Origin of the sequence: Stenotrophomonas maltophilia, assembly GCF_003970865.1 — a bacterium.
Classification (GTDB): domain Bacteria; phylum Pseudomonadota; class Gammaproteobacteria; order Xanthomonadales; family Xanthomonadaceae; genus Stenotrophomonas; species Stenotrophomonas maltophilia_AR.
On sequence record NZ_RXLZ01000010.1, the window covers coordinates 1 to 17,488 of the forward strand.

The following is a 17,488-nucleotide window of genomic DNA, read 5'->3' on the forward strand; positions in this document are numbered from 1 at the left end:
TGTATTATGCTGTGCTGATGATTGTTGTGATATGCACTTATCCAACACCGTAAATGTGCAGTACGATTTAGCGATTCAGCGATCTGGTATGATGTTTATTTCGAAAGCGTTGTATTTTGTCTAAGGGGACCGGCAGCCGCACATCGCATAAAGCGAAAGACCGTCGGCAGCGTCAGATGTGTATAAGGGGACGCCCCCCGCACGACCGCCTTTAGCATCGCCGTCGTTGCGACCCTTGCCACCGCCACTGGCACCACCCGGCCGGGTCGGCCCCTGCGGCGGTATCTGCAGGTCGGCCGGAATCGGCGCCAGGTCCAGCGCTTCGCGCACGAAGTCGCGCAGCGAGACCACCAGTTCGTGGGTGTGCACCGGTCGCCCCTGTGCAAGATCGTTGGCGGCACGCGCGGCCAGCCGCACCTGTTCGTCGGTGCCCAGCAGCAGGATGTCCGACAGCGCCGCTTCAACGGCATCGCGGATGCGGCGCGCGCGATCCGAGCGGGGTTCGGCGATGCCTTCGGCATCTTCGCGCTGGCGCAGGTCACGGCGGTGGCTGGGATCCACGCCCAGTTCGCCGGTGAACGAACCGCCCAGGGTCTTGTAGGCCGCCATCAGCGTGCGCAGCCGTTCGTTGATCTGCCGGTTCTCGCGCTCGCGGCGCTGTTGCAGGGTCTGCATCACCAGCAGGCGGATGCCCACGCCCAGCAGGGTGATCAGGACCAGGCCGGCCAAGGTGGACAGCACGCCCTGCCAGGAACTGAAGTCGATACCGCGCATGCCCGGGGCTCCGGCGGGAAGAACCTGCATCTTGCCCCAGTCCGCGCCCCAGAAACGCGAAAGGCCCCACCACCCGGTGGGTGGCAGGGCCTTCGGTCAGGGCGCGATTACTTGCGCTTGGCGACCTTGCGCACGGCCTTCTTGGCCGGAGCCTTCTTGGCGGCGACCTTCTTCAGCGGGGCAGCCTTCTTGGCAACCGTCTTGCGGGTGGCGGCAACCTTCTTGCCAACTGCCTTCTTGGCAACGGCGGTCTTCTTGCCGACAACCTTCTTGGCAGCCGCGGTCTTCTTGCCGACGGCCTTCTTGGCCACAGCAGCCTTCTTGCCGACAACCTTCTTGGCGGCGGCGGTCTTCTTGGTGGCGACCTTCTTGGTGGCGGCAACCTTCTTGCCGACAACCTTCTTCGCAGCCACGGCCTTCTTGCCAGCGACCTTCTTGGCGGCGACGGTCTTCTTGGCCACAGCCTTCTTGGCGGTGGCGACCTTCTTGCCGACAACCTTCTTGCCGACAACCTTCTTGGCGGCCGCGGTCTTCTTGGCAACGGTCTTCTTGGCGACGGCAGCCTTCTTGGTGGCAGCCTTCTTGACGGTAGCGACCTTCTTGCCGGCAGCCTTGGTGGCGGCCTTGGTGGTCTTCTTGGCAGCGGCGGCCTTCTTGGCCACAGCCTTGCCTGCAGCCGCCTTCTTCTTGGCCACTTCCTTCTTCAGGGCAGCGGCTTCGGCCTTGGCGTTCTTCTTGGCGGCTTCCAGCTTCTTCTTGGCGTTGGCAACAGTCTTGCCGACCGACTTGGCAGCCTTTTCGGCCTTCTTGGCAACGGTCTTCTCGACCTTGGCCACGGCCTTCTTGGCCTTGGCAACGCGGGTACCGGCAGCCTTGGTGGCGCGCTTGACGGTCTTCTTGACCGACTTCACTGCGTCTTCGGCAGCGTGGGCGATGGTCTCGCCAACGTTGGTGGCGGTTTCTTTGACGTTCTCGACGGCGTCGGTCACGACCGACACACCATTACCGTTGCTCATGTTGCCCTCCTGCGGGCCTTAAGTATCAAAACGGGGCGATGCTATACCGACATTGACGATCGTGGAACGGGGCGTGCGCCAGCAATCGCATCTGCTGCGACGGCAATGGTGTAGCCGAGCACCCTCATGAGCACAGTGGGTTGACAGGAAACCCCTTTTTTTCAGTGCTGCGCCGCACGATCCGGGTAGCGGCAGATGCTGCCTGCGCGCACCTGCCCGAATGCGGCGGAAGGCGTGCGATATGGCGCATCGCGGCACCAGGATGCGCAGAACTGCGCAAGTATCGGCCTGTATCCACACGCGCTTCAGCAGACCTCGGCACGTTGAGAAGCACGCCCGATGCTGTCGCCACCGCCCCACAGATGGCGATGCCGACCCGCGTTCCGTGCGCCGGGTTTTCATGGCGCATTTATCCAGATCGCGACACACTCATTCAGCTTGTTTTACCGTAGGGCCGAACCGCCCCCACCCACGCCAGCGAACCGACTCCCATGCGACCGCTTCCCACCCTGCTCACGCTCGCAATCGCCGCCGCCTTCGGTGGCTTCGTTGCCACCGGCATCAATGCCCACCTGGACAACCGTGCCGACGCCGCGCCGCTGCCAGCGGTACTGCCGACCACGGCGGCATTGCCAGCCTCGGTGGCCGGACAGGCGGTGCCGTCGCTGGCACCGATGCTGGAAAAGGCGATGCCGGCAGTGGTCAGCGTCAACACCAAGCAGGTGGTGCGCGTACGCAATCCCTTCTTCAACGACCCGTTCTTCCGCCGCCTGTTCCCGGACATCCCGCAGGAACGCATCAACGAATCGCTGGGCTCGGGCGTGATCATCGACGCCAAGGAGGGCCTGGTGCTGACCAACCACCATGTCATCGACAACGCCGATGACGTACAGGTGACACTGGCCGACGGGCGCACGGTCAAGGCCGAGTTCCTCGGTTCGGACCGCGATACCGATATCGCGTTGATCCGCATTCCGGCGCAGAACCTGACCGACATCAAGCTCGGCAACAGCGACCAGCTTCGGGTCGGTGACTTCGTGGTGGCAATCGGCAATCCGTTCGGCTTCAGCCAGACGGTCACCTCGGGCATCGTCTCGGCGGTAGGCCGCAGCGGCATCCGCGGGCTGGGCTACCAGAACTTCATCCAGACCGATGCATCGATCAACCCGGGCAACTCGGGTGGCGCACTGGTCGATCTGCAGGGCCAGCTGGTCGGCATCAATACCGCCAGCTTCAACCCGCAGGGCAGCATGGCCGGCAACATCGGCCTGGGCCTGGCGATTCCGTCCAACCTGGCACGCAGCGTGGTCGACCAGCTGGTCAAGCACGGCGTGGTGGTGCGCGGCACACTGGGCGTGGAAAGCCAGAACCTGACCGCGCAGATCGCGCAGGGCCTGGGCCTGGGCGAAACCCGCGGCGCGCTGGTCACCCGTGTACTGGCCGGTTCGGCCGCCGCCGCTGCCGGCCTGAAGCCGGGCGACGTGGTGGTCTCGGCCAATGGCCAACGCGTGGACAGCGCCGAAGCCCTGCACAACGTGGAAGGCCTGGCCGCGGTCGGCAGCGCATTGACGCTGGACGTGCGCCGCGAGGGCAAGCCGCTGCAGATCAAGGCAACGTTGAAGGAACAGGCGCGCGCGGTCGCCGGCGAGAGCCTGGACCCGCGTCTGACCGGGGCCACCTTTGTCGACCTGCCCGAGTCGCTGCGCCAGTCCGGTGTCGGCGGCGTGCTGGTCAGCGAGGTCAAGCGCGGCAGCCGCGCGGCCACCAACGGCCTGCAGCAGGGCGACATCATCACCGATGCCACGGTGGGCGAATTCGCCGACCTGGCCAGCTGGCGCGCCAACTTCCAGCAGCGCCCGCCGACCCTGGTGATACGCGTGCTGCGCAACAATGGCCAGCAGCAGGGCCAGCTCGTGATGCGCTGATCGCCCTGCCGTAACACCCCCTATACCCCGGCAATGCTATTGCTGTCAGTCCAGGTCGGCACCGCCGACACCCGTTCCCCCATCGCAACAGGAGTGATTCGATGAGCCCCACCAATACCGAGAACCTGAAGGAACACCTGGGTGAAGCCGGTTCCCACCTGAAGCAGGCCGCGTCGGCCGCCGGCGGTGCGATCAAGGGTGCAACCGGCGCAGCCGGCGACGAACTGCGTATCGGCAAGGCCAACGTCAAGGCTGAACTGTCCGACAGCGCACTGTCCGGCCTGGCCGCCGCCGAATTCGGTGGTGCCGCCGCCAAGGAACAGGTCGATGCGCTGATGGACAAGGGCAAGGATCTGATCGACAGCGCCGCTGAGCTGATCCGTGAACGTCCGTTGGCCTCGTTCGGTGTTGCCTTCGCTGCCGGCTGGATCATCGCCAAGCTGGCCCGCGGCAGCAGCGACAAGTAAGCCGCGGCGTGAGCGAAGACAACGCGCAAGCCCCTGATCCAGCGGCCACCCCGCCGCTGGATGAGAGCATCCGACAGGTCGGTGCGGCCGGTCGTGCCGCTGCCGATTCGGCCAAGCACACGCTGCGCTCGCTGCGCCGGTTGGCCTCGGCCGACTTCGCGATGGCACGCAGTGCGTTCGGTCGTGCGCTGGCCTGGGCCGGCGTGGCGATCGTGTTCGGTGCCTCGGCCTGGTTGCTGATGGCCGCCACCCTCATCGCCCTGCTGCAGAGCTGGGGCCTGAGCTGGCTGCAGGCCCTGCTGATCACCTCGCTGCTGAGCCTGGCCGTCACCGGTTATGCGATCTGGCGGGTGTCCTACTTCTTCCACCACACCGGCATGCACGCTACCCGGCGCCAGCTGTCACGCCTGGGCCTGTTCGACGAGCCCAGCGAAGACGATCCCGATGCCGAGGTGCAGCTACCCGAGGGCAAGCCATGAAGTTCGGCGCGCTGCAACGGCGGGTGAAACGCTGCGAACAGGTGGTGACGGTTCGCCTGGGCGAAACCCAGGACCACTGGTCCACGCTCAGCGACGTCTGGCGAAAAGGCTGGTCGCCGCTGCGCATCGTAGTGGTCGGCCTGGCCGGTGGCTTCATCGCCGGCAAGCTGGAAGTGCCGGGCAAGGTCAATGGTGCCCGCTGGCTGCAGATGGTGGGTTCGGTCTCGAACCTGTTCGCCAGTGCGCAGGCGGCGTTCGCCACGGCGATGGCGGCGCAGGCCGCAGCCAGCGCCGACGACGCGGCCGAAGAAGCCGACGATGCCAGCGAACAGGCACAGGCGGCGGCCTCCGCTGCCGACGCACGGCCGGCACCGGCACCACGCTCCGTGCCTGAGCCAGAACCGGAGCTGGACCTGCGCGGGCCGCGTCCGGCCGAAGCGGCCACCGAGCTGTCCGAACGTTGATCCATGGAATCCGCCGCGCCGATCGCGGCCGGCGGATAATGCGCTCCCCTTCCCGGTTGGTGCGTCGATGAGCGAGTCCCTCCTGTCCCCGTCACCGGCCGGCCCCGAACAACCGGACGTACCGCTGCCGCCCGCATCGCGCCCGCGCGGGCCGATGTCGCTGGTGGTGCTGGCGACCCTGGCGGTGGGCTACACGCTGTGGGCAGCGCAGGACATCATCCTGCCGGTGCTGCTGGCGATGTTCTTCGCGCTGGTCGGCAACCCGATCCTGCGCCTGCTGCAGAAGCTGTGGATTCCGCGTGCGCTGGGCGCACTGCTGATCCTCGGTGCCGGCCTGGGCGTGACCGGTTCGCTGGCGGTGCAGTTGATCGGCCCGGCAATGGAATGGGCACAGGAAGCACCGCAGCAGCTGCGCAAGATCGCCCGCCAGGTGCAGGACCTGACCAAGCCGGTGCAGCAGGCCAACCAGGCCGCGGAAAACTTCGCCCGCGTTGCCGGTGGCGACAGCAACCGCAAGGTGCAGGTGATCCGCGCCCAGCTCGACGACCCGTACCGCATGCTGACCCGTGCGCCGCGGCTGGCCGCCTCGGTGCTGGCGGTGGTGCTGCTGACCCTGTTCTTCATGATCTACGGGCAGAGCCTGCAGCGCGCGGCGATCGCGCTGTTCCCGAATCGCCAGCAGCAGCGCTTCACCAGTGACATCCTGCGTTCGATCGAGCGCGAGGTTTCGCGCTACGTGCTGACCATCAGCGTGATCAACACCCTGGTCGGGCTGGTGTTCGCCGGCGTGCTGATGCTGCTCGGCATCGGCCTGCAGGAGGCGTTGCTGTGGGGCACGGTGGCCGCGCTGCTGAATTTCGCCCCCTACGTGGGCCCGCTGATCGGCGTGGCGCTGATGCTGCTGATGGGCTTCGTCGAGTTCCGCGACCCGCTGCAGGCCCTGCTGCCGGCCGCCGCCTACCTGGGCCTGCACACCCTGGAAGGGCAGATGGTGACCCCGATCGTGCTGGGCCGGCGCATGAAACTGTCGCCACTGGTGCTGATCCTGGCGCTGATGGTGTTCGGCTGGGCCTGGGGCATGATCGGGTTGCTGCTGGCGGTGCCACTGCTGGTCTGCATCAAGCTGGTGCTGGCACGGCTGGACGGCATGCAGGGCTGGGCACGCCTGCTGGAATGAAAGCCCGCGCGGGCAGGGGTAGAATGGCGGGGTGAATTTCCCCGTCCAAGCCATCACCCTCGACCTTGACGACACGCTGTGGCCGTTCGCTCCGATCGGCGCCCGCATCGACCTGGTCCTGCACGAGTGGATGCGTGAACACAGCCCCGCCACGGCCGAGATGTATCCGGTGGCGGCGATGCGCGAACTGCGCGAGCGCCTGTACCACGCCCATCCGCACCTCCATCATGACCTGAGCGCACTGCGCCGGCTGACCCTGCACGAAGCGCTGCACACCAGTGGTGCCAGCCTGGATCTGCTGGAGCCGGCGTATGAAGTGTTCTTCGCCGCGCGCAACCAGGTCGAGTGCTACCCCGATGCGATCGATGCGCTGGCGCGGATTGCCGCGCGGGTGCCGGTCGCAGCGCTGAGCAACGGCAATGCCGATCTGGAGCGGATCGGCCTGGCCCATCATTTCGCCTTCCAGCTGGGCGCGCGCGAACACGGCGCGGCCAAGCCGGAGGCGAGCATCTTCCACGCCGCCTGCGCCCGACTGGGTGTGGCGCCGGCACAGGTACTGCACGTCGGCGACCACGCCGAAATGGACGTGGCCGGGGCGATTGCCGCCGGCCTACGCGGCTGCTGGATCAACCGCGAAGCAGCCACCTGGACCCATCCGCAGCTGCAGCCGGACCTGCAGTTCGACACCCTCACCGGCCTGGCCGACTGGTTGGATGCCAACCTCGACGCTGCCGCACCCCGGAGTACCTGACGCATGAGCGAGATCACTGGTTTCACTGCCGACACCGCCGCCGCACTGCCGCTGTACGTGCTGGACCGCGAGCAGTTCGCGGCCTGGAAGGACGGCCAACCGGCCGCCACCCAGGCATGGCTGGCGTCGCAGGGGTTCACCGCCGGTGCCTTCACCACGGCGCTGCTGCCCGGCGCCGATGGCCTGGCCGGTGCGGTGATCGGTGTCGGTGATCGCGCCGATGCCTACAGCTATTCGCATGCCCCGCATGCCCTGCCGGAAGGCAGCGTGTGGCAGCTGGCCAGCGAACTGCCGGCCGCCGAACTGGCGCTGCTGCAGCTGGGCTGGGGCCTGGGCAGCTACCGCTTCGACCGCTATCGCAAGCGCCACCGTGCGCCGGCGCGCCTGGTGGCTGAGCCGACCGGCGAAGTGGCCGACCTGATCGCCGCCAGCCTGCGCGTGCGTGACTGGGTCAACACCCCGACCGAAGACATGGGTCCGCAGCAGCTGGAAGACGCCGCGCGCGCACTGGCCGATGCGCATGGCGCGCAGGTCGAGGCGATTACCGGCGACGAACTGCTGAAGCAGAACTTCCCGGCCATCCACGCTGTCGGTCGTGCCTCGCACCGCGCACCGCGCCTGGTCGTGCTGCGCTGGGGCAAGGACACCGATCCGGCGCTGGTACTGGTCGGCAAGGGCGTCTGCTTCGATACCGGTGGCCTGGACATCAAGCCGGCCGACGGCATGCGCAACATGAAGAAGGACATGGGCGGCGCCGCGCATGCACTGGCCCTGGCCGGCCTGGTGATGGCACGCGGGCTGCCGGTACGCCTGACCCTGCTGGTGCCGGCAGTGGAAAACGCGATCGGTCCCGATGCCTTCCGCCCGGGCGAAGTGATCGCCACCCGCAAGGGCCTGAGCGTGGAGATCGACAACACCGACGCCGAAGGCCGCGTGATCCTGTGCGACGCGTTGACCTTCGCCAGCGAACAGAAGCCGGATCTGGTGCTGGACTTCGCCACCCTCACCGGCGCCGCGCGCATCGCGCTGGGCCCGGATCTGCCGGCGCTCTTCAGCAATGACGACAACGTGGCGCAGCAGTGGCTGCAGGCCGGTGATGCGACCCGCGACCCGGTCTGGCGCATGCCGCTGTGGCGCCCCTACCTGCGTTACCTGAGCAGCGGCATCGCCGATCTGGCCAATGCCGGTTCACGCATGGCCGGCTCGGTGACCGCCGCGCTGTACCTGGAGCGCTTCCTGGAAGACGGCCAGCGCTGGGCGCATCTGGACGTGTACGCCTGGAACGATGGCGAACGCCCGGGCCGTCCGGCCGGTGGTGAAGCGCTGGCGCTGCGTTCGGCGTGGGCGATGCTGAAGTCGCGTTACGCCTGAGGGAGGCGCCGGGCCCTGCCCGGCGCTGCCCGCCCCGATGGGGCCGGAAGATCTGACGAAAAATTGAATTTCGGCCCCGGCCGGGTTCTGCGAGGATGTGTGGGTCGACCACCCACACGCTCCGTGAAGGCAGGAACCCGACCATGTCGCTCTTCCGCTACACCCGCGCCGGCCAGACACCGGGCGCACCGCGCAAGCATTCCCCCCTGCCCTGGATCGCACTGATCGCACTCATTCTGGGTGCCGTCGCGCTGGCCTTCGCCTGGCTGGCCGGCTGGATCGGCGACCGCCTCACCGCGCAGCGCTTCACCGACACCATCGAGGCCACCGGCCCGGCCCATCCGGGCTTCCGACGCGCGCACAGCAAGGGCATCTGCGTAAGCGGCTGGTTCGAACCCAGCGCGCAGGCCCCCACCCTGTCCAGCGCGCGGGTGTTCTCGCAGGCCCGTGTGCCGGTGATGGGCCGCTTGTCGATCGGCGGCGGTGATCCCTACGGCGCCGACAACACCGCACGCGTACGCAGCCTGGCGGTGCAGATGGTCAGCGATGACGGCCAGGAATGGCGGATGGCGATGAACAGCTTCCCGTTCTTCGCCGTGCCCAACGCCGAAGCCTTCTTCGAACAGACCCGTGCTTCCATTCCCAACCCGGCCACCGGCAAGCCCGACCCGGAGAAAATGGCTGCAGTGCTGGCGAAATACCCCAGTGCACAGGCGTTCCAGCAGTGGGCCAAGACGGCACCATGGACCAGCAGCTGGGCCGACACCACCTTCAACAGCGTCAACAGCTTCTGGTTCACCAATGCGCAGGGCCAGAAGCGCGCGGTGCGCTGGCATTGGCAGCCGCAGGCGCCGGTGGTGGAAATGGATGCGGAAACGCGCAAGCAGGCCAGTGTCGATTTCCTCAGCCAGGAACTGCAGCAGCGCCTGGCCAGCGGCCCGGTGCGTTGGAACCTGATCGTGACCACCGCCGAGCCCGGTGATGCCATCGATGATCCGTCGGTGCCGTGGCCCGAGTCGCGTGATCAGGTGGTGGCCGGCGTACTCAGCCTGGACCGCATGCAGTCGCAGGAACAAGGCGCGTGCGGCCAGATCAACTTCGATCCGCTGATCCTGCCCAGCGGCGTGCGCGGCAGTGACGATCCGATCCTGGCGGCCCGCTCGGCGGTGTACTCGCAGTCCTTCAACCGCCGCGAACGCGAGCGCGCCACCGGCAACGTCGAGCAACCGAAGGAGGCCGCACGATGAGCACCGGCAACGGCCACTTCAACCTGCTGGCGCGGGTGCTGCACTGGTCCATGGCGCTGATGATCATCGCCATGTTGTTCGTCGGCGTGACCATGGTCGCCTCGCTGCATCTGCGGCCGATGCTGATCGACCTGCACCGCCCACTGGGCATCGCCATCGGCGTGCTTGTGCTGCTGCGCCTGTACAACCGGCTGCGCCATCGCCCGCCGCCGCTGCCGGCGGATCTTCCGGTATGGCAGGTGATGGCAGCCAAGGCCTCGCACTGGATGCTGTACGCACTGATGCTGGCGATGCCGCTGATCGGCTGGGCGATGCTGTCGGCCGGCGGTTACCCGATCGTGCTGTGGGGTGGCCTGCATCTGCCGCCGATCGTGCCGCACACCCCGGCGTTGTATGCCGCGCTGCGTAATGCGCACAGCCTGCTTGCGTATGTGTTGTTCGCCACGGTGCTGATGCACGTGGGGGCGGCGTTGTTCCACCTGTGGGTGCGGCGCGATGGCGTGTTCCAGGCGATGGCGCGCGGGAAGGATTGAAAGGGTTCGCCGGGTGTTCCCGGCGAACTGGAAGGTCAAGATCAACAACAAGAGCATCCACGCGCGGCGTGGATCTACTGGGTGCAGCTTTTGCCTTTGACGTTGGGTCCGCCTTGAGCGAGCCGAGCATCGCAGGGGAATCAGGGGCGCAGAGGCGCCGATGTCTGAGCGCAGCGAGTTCGGCGCCGTCCCCTGATTCACCGAGAAGCGCAGGGAACCGGCGCGCAGCGACGGCTCGCGTTCTGGCGGCGTGTTTCTTTGGTTACTTTCTTTGCACGAGCAAAGAAAGTGACACCTCTCCGCAGGCGCGGAAATGATCCGCCGGGCACCGCCCGGCGCTACCAGTGTGTCCGCGCACGCCCCTACAACCATCCCTTCTGCCGCGCCATCCGGTATGCCTCGATCCGGTTGGCCACGCCCAGCTTGCCGATGCACTCGGACAGGTAATTGCGCACCGTACCGTGCGACAACCCCAGCTGTTCGGCGATCTCGCTGGCGGTACGGCCCTCGCCCGCCAGACGTAGCACGCGGCGCTCGCGGTCGGTCAGCGGGTCGGCCTGCGACCACGCATCCAGTGCCAGCTGCGGGTCGATCGCGCGGATGCCCTGCATCACCTTGCGCAGGGCATCGGCCAGGTTCTCGGCCGGTGCGTCCTTCAGCAGGTAGCCCAGCACGCCCGCTTCCAGCGCGCGGCGCAGGAAACCGGCACGGGCGAAGGTGGTCACGATCACGACCTTGATCGGCAGCTCGTGGCGGGCGATGCGCTGGGCCAGTTCCAGCCCGGACAGGCCGGGCATTTCGATGTCAGTGACCAGGATGTCCGGCTGCAGCTGCTGCAGCATGCGCCACGCCGCCTCGCCATCGGCAGCGCTGCCCAGCACCTCGATGTCCGGCTCAAGGCCCAGCAGCGCCGACAGTGCACCGCGCACCATCGCCTGGTCTTCAGCCAGCAGGATGCGGATCATGCGGCACCATCCTGCGCCAATGATGCTGGCGACAGCGGCGTGGTTGCGGCCACCAGTGGCACGCGCACGGTCACTACCGTGCCTTCTCCGCGCGGCGACTGCAGTGACAACTGGCCGCCCAGCGCCATCGCCCGTTCGCGCATGCCACACAATCCATTGCCCTCGGCCTGTACGCCACCGCGGCCGTCATCGCGTATCTGCATCACCAACTGTCGTTCCTCAAGCATGAAATCCACCTGCACGCGGGTCGCCTGTGCGTGGCGCACGATGTTGGTCGCGGCCTCGCGCAGCACCAGCGCCAGCCCACGTTCCACGTCGACCGGCATCGGCGGCGGCGGCGTGTACTGCAGGTGTACCTGCTGGCATTCCAGCAGCAGGCGCGCCGATGCCAGCTCGCCGGCCAGGTCGCTGGCGCGGATGCCGGTCACCGCACTGCGCACCTGGGCCAGCGCCTCGCGGGCGATCGCCTCGGCCTCGCCGATCTCCTGCCGCGCGCGCGCGTCATCACGGTCGTACAGCTTGCGCGCCAGTTCCAGCTTCAGCGTGATCAGCGACAGCGTGTGGCCCAGCAGGTCATGCAGATCGCGGCCGATACGCTCGCGCTCGGCGGTGGTGGCCAGCCGCCGCACCTCGTCCTGGGACAGCTGCAGGGCAACGTCCCGTTGGTGGCTCAAGGCTTCTACGTTCACCACCAGGCCGACGATGAACGACACGGCCGGCATCCACACCATGGCTTGCCACGGATAACCGAAGTAGAGCGCAGCGCCGCCGAACAACAGGTTCAGGCCGGTGAGCTGCAACAGGTACACCCACCAGCCGCCACGGCTGCTCATGCGGATCATCACGCAACCGAACACGAAGTAGCTCAGTCCCGACGGATACCACGGCAGCAGCACCAGAGCCATCAGGATCATGCCCAGCGCGTAGCGCCATGCGTGGTGCCGTGGCGCCAGCATCACCTTCGCATAGAGCAGCAGGAACAGCGGATAGCTGGCCACGGTCAGCAGCAGCCAGCGCACCGTGAAGCCATTGCCGAGCACCGGGGTGAGGAAGATCCAGACCGACCACAGCAGGTGGATCGCACCGCTCCAGGGCGACTTGCCACGCCTCAGCAGGTCGGCCACCGCCGAATCCGGTGCGGGGCGCAGCAGGGACGCAAGCCAGCTCGACGACACGGAAGAATCCAGGCGGGAATGATCGCTGCCGATCATGCCAGTTCAGCCGATCCGGCGCAGGCGGCGGCGCGCCAGCAGCAGCGCCACCACCGTGACCGCCAGCAGCACCAGCAGATGGCCAGCCATGCTGCCCACCGACGGCAGCCCGACCACCGGCAGCGCCAGCTGCGCCAGATGCCAGGTCGGCCACAGTGGGGCCATCGTCGAGAAAAGCTTCGGCAGCGCCGACAGCGGCAGCCACAGGCCCGACAGCAGGGCCAGCGGCAGGTAGACCAGGTTGACCATCGCCGGCGCTGCGCTGGCACTGACATGACTGCCGATCAGCAGGCCGATCGCCCCCAGCGGCAGCGCCGCCAGGCCCGCCACCGCCAGCAGCTGCAGCACCTGCAGGGCGTGCAGCTGCACACCACCCAGCACAGATGCCACGCCGATCAACAACGAGGCCACCAGCAGCGCGAACATCACCGCCATCGCCAGCCGTGCCAGCAACGGTGCCGCCGGCGGCATCGGCAGCGCGCGCTTGAGAGTCAGCAGGCCGCCTTCGCGGTCCAGCGCCAGCTGCACGCCGAAGCCGAACAGCGCCGGGGCCATCGCACCGAACACGCAGTAGGTGGCCAGCAGGTACAGCGGTGCATGACCACGCCCCAGCAGCACACCGAACAGCAGGTAGAACAGCACCGGGAACAGCAGCGAGGGCACCGCGAAGGCCGGCGTGCGCCAGGCGCGCCGCAGTTCGGCCACCAGTTCAGCGCGGTAGGGGCGCAGGGCCCGGCGCCAGGCAGGCAGCGGCAACCTGGCGCTGCGGACAAGGGTGTTCATGCGGCCTCCCGGGTCATGTCGAGGAAGGCGTCGGCCAGTGCCGCGCCCTGTACTTCCAGCTCGCGCAGCAGTGCATCGGCGGCCAGCATACGCGCCACCACCGGCTCGGCCGGGCTCGCCAGCAGCTGCAGGTGCTCGCCGTCGCGCTGCACCTGCTGCACACCCGGCCACTGCTGTACATCTTCAACAGTCAGCACGCTGCGGCAGCGGATGCGGCGCGGCCGATCGGCCAGGCGCAGCTCGCTCAGCGGTGCATCGGCCAGCACCCGGCCCTGCTCCAGCACCACCACCTGCTGCGCCAGCGCTTCGGCCTCTTCCAGATAGTGGGTGGTCAGCAGCACGCCGCAGCCTTCGGCCACCAGCTGCCGGATCGCCTGCCACATCGCCTGCCGCGCCTGGATGTCCAGGCCGGTGGTGGGCTCGTCCAGGAACAGCACGCGCGGGCGGCCGCACAACGCGATGGCGAACTGCACGGCGCGCTGCTGGCCACCGGACAGCTGACCGTAGCGACGGCGTGCCAGCGCCTGCAGACCGGCACGCTGCAGTATCTCCTGCAGCGGCATCGGGTCCGGATAGCAAGCGCTGGCCTGCGCCACCAGTTCGTCCACCTGCAGCATCGGCGGCAGGCTGGTGCTCTGCAGCATCACGCCCAGGCCGAGGCGGCTGCTGCGCTGCTGCGGGTCGCCACCGAGCAGCTCGACCTGGCCGGCATCGGCGCGGCGCAGGCCCAACAGCACGCTGATCGCGGTACTCTTGCCGGCACCGTTGCGGCCCAGCAATGCCAGCACCTGGCCAGCGCGGACCTGCAGGTCGATGCCATGCAGGGCGGTATGGTCGCGATAGCGCACCTGCACCTGCTGCAGGCGGGCCAGCGACGGGGCGATCGGATCCATGGGCGGTACCGGTAGCGGGGACGTTGCCATCCTGTGCCGCCGTGGTCACATTTCGCAGTTGCCGCCGTCAGTGTCATCGGATGACAGCTGTCACTGCCGTCATCGCTGTGCCTGCCTTCATGCTGTGCCGCACGCTCCACCGCCGGAACCGCCGCCGTCCGCTCTTCCGGCCACACCCGCCCGAACGCCTGTGATGGAACGAATGAACGCTTCTGCCGAGCTGTTGAAGGAACTCCGTATCGACCGCAAGTCGCCGCCGCCCGCCTCCGGTGGTGGTAGCAATGGCGGTGGCCGTCGTTGGCTGTGGATCGCGATCATCGTGGTCGTGCTGCTGATCGCCGCTGCCGTGGCTTTCCTGTTCGGCCGCGCGCCGGCCGTGGAAGTGGAAACCGCGCCCGCGGTGGCCATCCAGCAGGGCAATGCCAGCAGTTCCGTGCTCGATGCCAGTGGCTACGTGGTCGCCCGGCGCATGGCCACGGTGTCTGCCAAGATCACCGGCAAGGTGCGCGAGGTGATGATCGAGGAAGGCATGCGCGTGGAGCAGGGCCAGATCATGGCCACTCTGGACCCGATCGATGCCGATGCCCAGCGCAGCCTGTATGCCTCGCAGCTGCAGGCCGCACGCAGCCAGGTGGCCGGACTGGAGGCACAACAGAAGCAGGCCGCCGCCGAGGCCAGCCGCCTGCAGGCGCTGGTCGGCCAGCAGCTGGTGTCGCGCTCGCAGTACGACCAGGCCGTGGCCCAGCGTGACAGCCTGCGTGCGCAGCTGGAGACCGCCCAGCGCAACGTCAAGGTTGCCCACGCCCAGCTGGCCATCGCCGACCTGGGCGTGGACAACAACATCGTGCGCGCGCCGTTCTCCGGTGTGGTCACCGCCAAGGCGGCGCAGCCCGGCGAAATCGTTTCGCCGCTGTCGGCGGGCGGCGGCTTCACCCGTACCGGCATCGGCACCATCGTCGACATGGATTCGCTGGAGATCGAAGTCGAGGTCGGCGAGGCCTTCATCGGCCGCGTGCAGCCGAAGATGCCGGTGGAAGCCACGCTCAACGCCTACCCGGAATGGAAGATTCCCGGTGAGGTCATCGCCATCATCCCCACCGCCGACCGCGGCAAGGCCACGGTGAAGGTACGCGTGGCGCTGAAGGTGAAAGACCCGCGCATCGTGCCGGAGATGGGCGTGCGCGTCAGCTTCCTGGAACAGGCGCAGCCGCAGGCGGCCGCCAAGCCGCAGGGTGTGCGCGTGCCGGGCGGCGCCGTGGTCCAGCGCGAGGGTGCCTCGGTGGCCTTCGTGCTGGGTGACGAGAGCCGGGTGCAGCAGCGCACGGTCGAGGCCGGCCAGGCAATGGGCAAGGACCGCCAGATCCTCAAGGGCGTGAGCGCAGGTGAATCGGTGGTGGTGAACCCGCCGGACACCCTGCGCGATGGCGCCAAGGTGCAACTGAAACAAGCGCAGTAACGGCCTGGCGCCCACGGGCGCCGCCGGCAACACCGCTCGACGCACGCCTGCGGCCACCGCAGGTGCGCTTCCCTGTTTCCTGCCTTCCGTGGAGAACCACCCATGTCGACCCTGGTTTCACTGCGCAACATCACCAAGACCTACCAGCGTGGCCCCGAGAAAGTGCAGGTGCTGCACGGCATCGACCTGGACATCGCCAGCGGCGATTTCGTCGCGCTGATGGGCCCGTCCGGCTCGGGCAAGACCACTCTGCTCAACCTTATCGGCGGCCTGGACAACCCCAGTGGTGGCGAGATCAGCATCGAAGGCGAGCGCATCGACCAGATGAGTGGCGGCCAGCTGTCGACCTGGCGCAGCCACCACGTCGGCTTCGTGTTCCAGTTCTACAACCTGATGCCGATGCTGACCGCGCAGAAGAACGTGGAACTGCCACTGCTGCTGACCCATCTCAATGCGGCGCAGCGCAAGCGCAACGCCGAGATCGCGCTGACCCTGGTCGGCCTGGCCGACCGCCGCAGCCACCGCCCCAATGAACTGTCCGGCGGCCAGCAGCAGCGCGTGGCGATCGCGCGGGCGATCGTCTCCGACCCTACTTTCCTGATCTGCGACGAACCGACCGGCGACCTCGACCGCCAGTCTGCCGAGGAAATCCTCGGCCTGCTGCAGCAGCTCAACCGCGAGCACGGCAAGACCATCATCATGGTCACCCATGACCCGAAGGCCGCCGAGTACGCCACGCACACGGTGCACCTGGACAAGGGCGAGCTGGCCGACGCGCCGCTGGCCCACTGACGGAGGCCACGGCGATGAAATACTTCTCATTGGTGTGGGCGCAGCTGTTCCGCAGCCGCACGCGCACCCTGCTGACCCTGCTCTCGGTGGTGGCCGCATTCCTGCTGTTCGGCATGCTCGACTCGGTGCGCGTGGCGTTCACCTCCGGTGGCAGCGTGGAAGGCGCCAACCGCCTGGTGGTTGCTTCGCGGCTGTCGATCACCCAGTCGCTGCCGATCCGCCTGGAAACGCAGATACGCCAGGTCGCCGGCGTGCGTGATGTGGCCTATGGCATGTGGTTCGGTGGCATCTACCAGGACCCGAAGAATTTCTTCCCGAACTTCTCGGTGTCACCCAACTACTTCGATGTCTACCGCGAACTGCAGATCGACCCGGCACAGCTGGAAGACTGGAAACAGACCCGCACCGGCGCCATCGTCGGCGAAACCCTGGCCAAGCAGTTCGGCTGGAAGATCGGCGACACCATCCCGCTGCAGGCAACCATCTTCCCGCGGGGCGGCAGCAACGACTGGCCGCTGGAACTGAAGGGCATCTACCGTTCCAGGGATCCGGCACAGGCTTCCAACGAAGAACGCCAGTTGATGATGAACTGGAAGTACTTCGATGAATCCAACGACTACATCAAGAACCAGGTGAGCTGGTACACGGTGACGCTGGACAATCCGGACCAGTCCTCGCGGGTGGCGCAGGCGATCGATGCGATCTCGGCCAACTCCGACCACGAGACCAAGACCCAGACCGAATCGGCGTTCCAGCAGGCCTTCGTCAAGCAGTTCGCGGACATCGGCATGATCGTCACCTCGATCATGGGTGCGGTGTTCTTCACCCTGCTGCTGTTGACCGGCAACACCATGGCGCAGGCGGTGCGCGAGCGCGTGCCCGAACTGGCCACGCTGAAGACGCTGGGCTTCAAGGACAGCACCGTGCTGACCCTGGTGATGGTGGAGTCGGTGCTGCTGATCGGCCTGGGTGGCCTGATCGGCATGGGCCTGGCCGCGCTGATCCTGCCGGCGATCGGCCCGAAAAGCATGGGCATGCTGCCGCCGCACGTGCCAACGCCGACCTGGCTGATGGGGCTGGGCCTGATCGTGGTGATCGGCATCATCGTCGGCCTGTTGCCGGCGCTGCGTGCCAAGCGCCTGAAGATCGTCGACGCACTGGCCGGCCGCTGAGGAGGACACCCA

18 protein-coding genes are annotated in these 17,488 nt (G+C 67.4%); 12 read left to right on the forward strand and 6 right to left on the reverse strand.

Annotation, left to right across the window (positions count from 1 at the left end):
* Positions 1–120: 120 nt before the first annotated feature.
* Both EKL94_RS04850 and EKL94_RS04855 read right to left on the reverse strand, forming a co-directional pair.
* On the reverse strand, positions 121–774 hold the full coding sequence (locus EKL94_RS04850) for a hypothetical protein (RefSeq protein ID WP_260473377.1): 654 nt from the start codon (positions 772–774) through the stop codon (positions 121–123).
* A gap of 107 nt (positions 775–881) precedes the next feature.
* Positions 882–1,790, reverse strand: a complete 909-nt coding sequence (locus EKL94_RS04855; RefSeq protein WP_126928212.1) for a histone — start codon at positions 1,788–1,790, stop codon at positions 882–884.
* 491 nt (positions 1,791–2,281) lie between these two features.
* Here EKL94_RS04855 and EKL94_RS04860 point away from each other — a divergent pair, with 491 nt between their 5' ends.
* The 9 genes from EKL94_RS04860 to EKL94_RS04900 all read left to right on the forward strand — a co-directional run bounded on the left by EKL94_RS04860 (position 2,282) and on the right by EKL94_RS04900 (position 10,204).
* Positions 2,282–3,715 (forward strand): Do family serine endopeptidase, encoded by a 1,434-nt coding sequence (locus EKL94_RS04860; protein ID WP_126928213.1) that lies wholly within the window; start codon positions 2,282–2,284, stop codon positions 3,713–3,715.
* A 101-nt stretch (positions 3,716–3,816) separates the two neighbouring features.
* A complete protein-coding gene (locus EKL94_RS04865) occupies positions 3,817–4,182 on the forward strand; it encodes a hypothetical protein (RefSeq protein WP_032128158.1) in 366 nt (121 codons plus the stop codon).
* A gap of 8 nt (positions 4,183–4,190) precedes the next feature.
* Positions 4,191–4,661: a phage holin family protein gene (locus EKL94_RS04870; RefSeq protein ID WP_010486934.1), complete on the forward strand. Its 471-nt coding sequence runs from the start codon at positions 4,191–4,193 to the stop codon at positions 4,659–4,661.
* Positions 4,658–5,125, forward strand: coding sequence for a protein sip-5 (locus EKL94_RS04875; protein WP_126928214.1), 468 nt, complete (start codon positions 4,658–4,660; stop codon positions 5,123–5,125). Before EKL94_RS04870 ends, EKL94_RS04875 begins: the two co-directional genes overlap by 4 nt.
* 67 nt (positions 5,126–5,192) lie before the next feature.
* Positions 5,193–6,302, forward strand: a complete 1,110-nt coding sequence (locus EKL94_RS04880; RefSeq protein ID WP_126928215.1) for an AI-2E family transporter — start codon at positions 5,193–5,195, stop codon at positions 6,300–6,302.
* A gap of 31 nt (positions 6,303–6,333) precedes the next feature.
* Positions 6,334–7,053: an HAD family hydrolase gene (locus EKL94_RS04885; RefSeq protein WP_126928216.1), complete on the forward strand. Its 720-nt coding sequence runs from the start codon at positions 6,334–6,336 to the stop codon at positions 7,051–7,053.
* A gap of 3 nt (positions 7,054–7,056) precedes the next feature.
* Entirely contained in the window at positions 7,057–8,424 is a 1,368-nt protein-coding gene (locus EKL94_RS04890; protein WP_126928217.1) for a leucyl aminopeptidase family protein, read from the forward strand.
* 143 nt (positions 8,425–8,567) lie between these two features.
* Positions 8,568–9,671, forward strand: coding sequence for a catalase family peroxidase (locus EKL94_RS04895; protein ID WP_126928218.1), 1,104 nt, complete (start codon positions 8,568–8,570; stop codon positions 9,669–9,671).
* Positions 9,668–10,204 (forward strand): cytochrome b, encoded by a 537-nt coding sequence (locus tag EKL94_RS04900; RefSeq protein WP_126928219.1) that lies wholly within the window; start codon positions 9,668–9,670, stop codon positions 10,202–10,204. Before EKL94_RS04895 ends, EKL94_RS04900 begins: the two co-directional genes overlap by 4 nt.
* Before the next feature lie 362 nt (positions 10,205–10,566).
* Here the strand turns inward: EKL94_RS04900 and EKL94_RS04905 are convergent, their stop codons facing one another.
* Genes EKL94_RS04905 through EKL94_RS04920 form a run of 4 tightly spaced genes read right to left on the reverse strand, consistent with a single transcriptional unit; the run spans position 10,567 to position 14,056 of the window.
* Entirely contained in the window at positions 10,567–11,169 is a 603-nt protein-coding gene (locus EKL94_RS04905; protein ID WP_126928220.1) for a response regulator transcription factor, read from the reverse strand.
* Entirely contained in the window at positions 11,166–12,380 is a 1,215-nt protein-coding gene (locus tag EKL94_RS04910; protein ID WP_126928221.1) for a sensor histidine kinase, read from the reverse strand. The genes EKL94_RS04905 and EKL94_RS04910 overlap by 4 nt, the downstream gene beginning before the upstream one ends.
* Positions 12,381–12,386: 6 nt before the next feature.
* The gene (locus EKL94_RS04915; protein WP_126928222.1) at positions 12,387–13,163 is read right to left on the reverse strand and encodes an ABC transporter permease; all 777 of its coding nucleotides are present in this window, start codon (positions 13,161–13,163) and stop codon (positions 12,387–12,389) included.
* Positions 13,160–14,056: an ABC transporter ATP-binding protein gene (locus tag EKL94_RS04920; RefSeq protein ID WP_126928223.1), complete on the reverse strand. Its 897-nt coding sequence runs from the start codon at positions 14,054–14,056 to the stop codon at positions 13,160–13,162. Before EKL94_RS04920 ends, EKL94_RS04915 begins: the two co-directional genes overlap by 4 nt.
* Before the next feature lie 202 nt (positions 14,057–14,258).
* Between EKL94_RS04920 and EKL94_RS04925 the strand changes: the two genes are divergently transcribed.
* The 3 genes from EKL94_RS04925 to EKL94_RS04935 all read left to right on the forward strand — a co-directional run bounded on the left by EKL94_RS04925 (position 14,259) and on the right by EKL94_RS04935 (position 17,476).
* Positions 14,259–15,512 carry an efflux RND transporter periplasmic adaptor subunit gene (locus tag EKL94_RS04925; RefSeq protein WP_126928224.1) on the forward strand — a complete coding sequence of 418 codons (1,254 nt, stop codon included), beginning with the start codon at positions 14,259–14,261 and terminating at the stop codon, positions 15,510–15,512.
* Positions 15,513–15,614: 102 nt separating this feature from the next.
* A complete protein-coding gene (locus EKL94_RS04930; protein WP_049399872.1) occupies positions 15,615–16,304 on the forward strand; it encodes an ABC transporter ATP-binding protein in 690 nt (229 codons plus the stop codon).
* Positions 16,305–16,318: 14 nt separating this feature from the next.
* The gene (locus EKL94_RS04935; RefSeq protein ID WP_126928225.1) at positions 16,319–17,476 is read left to right on the forward strand and encodes an ABC transporter permease; all 1,158 of its coding nucleotides are present in this window, start codon (positions 16,319–16,321) and stop codon (positions 17,474–17,476) included.
* Positions 17,477–17,488 lie beyond the last annotated feature (12 nt).

Bases quoted from the DNA above. Each gene is read 5' to 3' on its own strand.
- EKL94_RS04900 (WP_126928219.1), top strand. From the start codon at position 9,668: ATGAGCACCGGCAACGGCCACTTCAACCTGCTGGCGCGGGTGCTGCAC.
- EKL94_RS04925 (WP_126928224.1), top strand. From the start codon at position 14,259: ATGAACGCTTCTGCCGAGCTGTTGAAGGAACTCCGTATCGACCGCAAG.
- EKL94_RS04850 (WP_260473377.1), bottom strand. From the start codon at position 774: ATGCGCGGTATCGACTTCAGTTCCTGGCAGGGCGTGCTGTCCACCTTG.
- EKL94_RS04895 (WP_126928218.1), top strand. From the start codon at position 8,568: ATGTCGCTCTTCCGCTACACCCGCGCCGGCCAGACACCGGGCGCACCG.
- EKL94_RS04875 (WP_126928214.1), top strand. From the start codon at position 4,658: ATGAAGTTCGGCGCGCTGCAACGGCGGGTGAAACGCTGCGAACAGGTG.
- EKL94_RS04880 (WP_126928215.1), top strand. From the start codon at position 5,193: ATGAGCGAGTCCCTCCTGTCCCCGTCACCGGCCGGCCCCGAACAACCG.
- EKL94_RS04930 (WP_049399872.1), top strand. From the start codon at position 15,615: ATGTCGACCCTGGTTTCACTGCGCAACATCACCAAGACCTACCAGCGT.
- EKL94_RS04865 (WP_032128158.1), top strand. From the start codon at position 3,817: ATGAGCCCCACCAATACCGAGAACCTGAAGGAACACCTGGGTGAAGCC.
- EKL94_RS04910 (WP_126928221.1), bottom strand. From the start codon at position 12,380: ATGATCGGCAGCGATCATTCCCGCCTGGATTCTTCCGTGTCGTCGAGC.
- EKL94_RS04915 (WP_126928222.1), bottom strand. From the start codon at position 13,163: ATGAACACCCTTGTCCGCAGCGCCAGGTTGCCGCTGCCTGCCTGGCGC.
- EKL94_RS04935 (WP_126928225.1), top strand. From the start codon at position 16,319: ATGAAATACTTCTCATTGGTGTGGGCGCAGCTGTTCCGCAGCCGCACG.
- EKL94_RS04890 (WP_126928217.1), top strand. From the start codon at position 7,057: ATGAGCGAGATCACTGGTTTCACTGCCGACACCGCCGCCGCACTGCCG.
- EKL94_RS04855 (WP_126928212.1), bottom strand. From the start codon at position 1,790: ATGAGCAACGGTAATGGTGTGTCGGTCGTGACCGACGCCGTCGAGAAC.
- EKL94_RS04860 (WP_126928213.1), top strand. From the start codon at position 2,282: ATGCGACCGCTTCCCACCCTGCTCACGCTCGCAATCGCCGCCGCCTTC.
- EKL94_RS04920 (WP_126928223.1), bottom strand. From the start codon at position 14,056: ATGGATCCGATCGCCCCGTCGCTGGCCCGCCTGCAGCAGGTGCAGGTG.
- EKL94_RS04905 (WP_126928220.1), bottom strand. From the start codon at position 11,169: ATGATCCGCATCCTGCTGGCTGAAGACCAGGCGATGGTGCGCGGTGCA.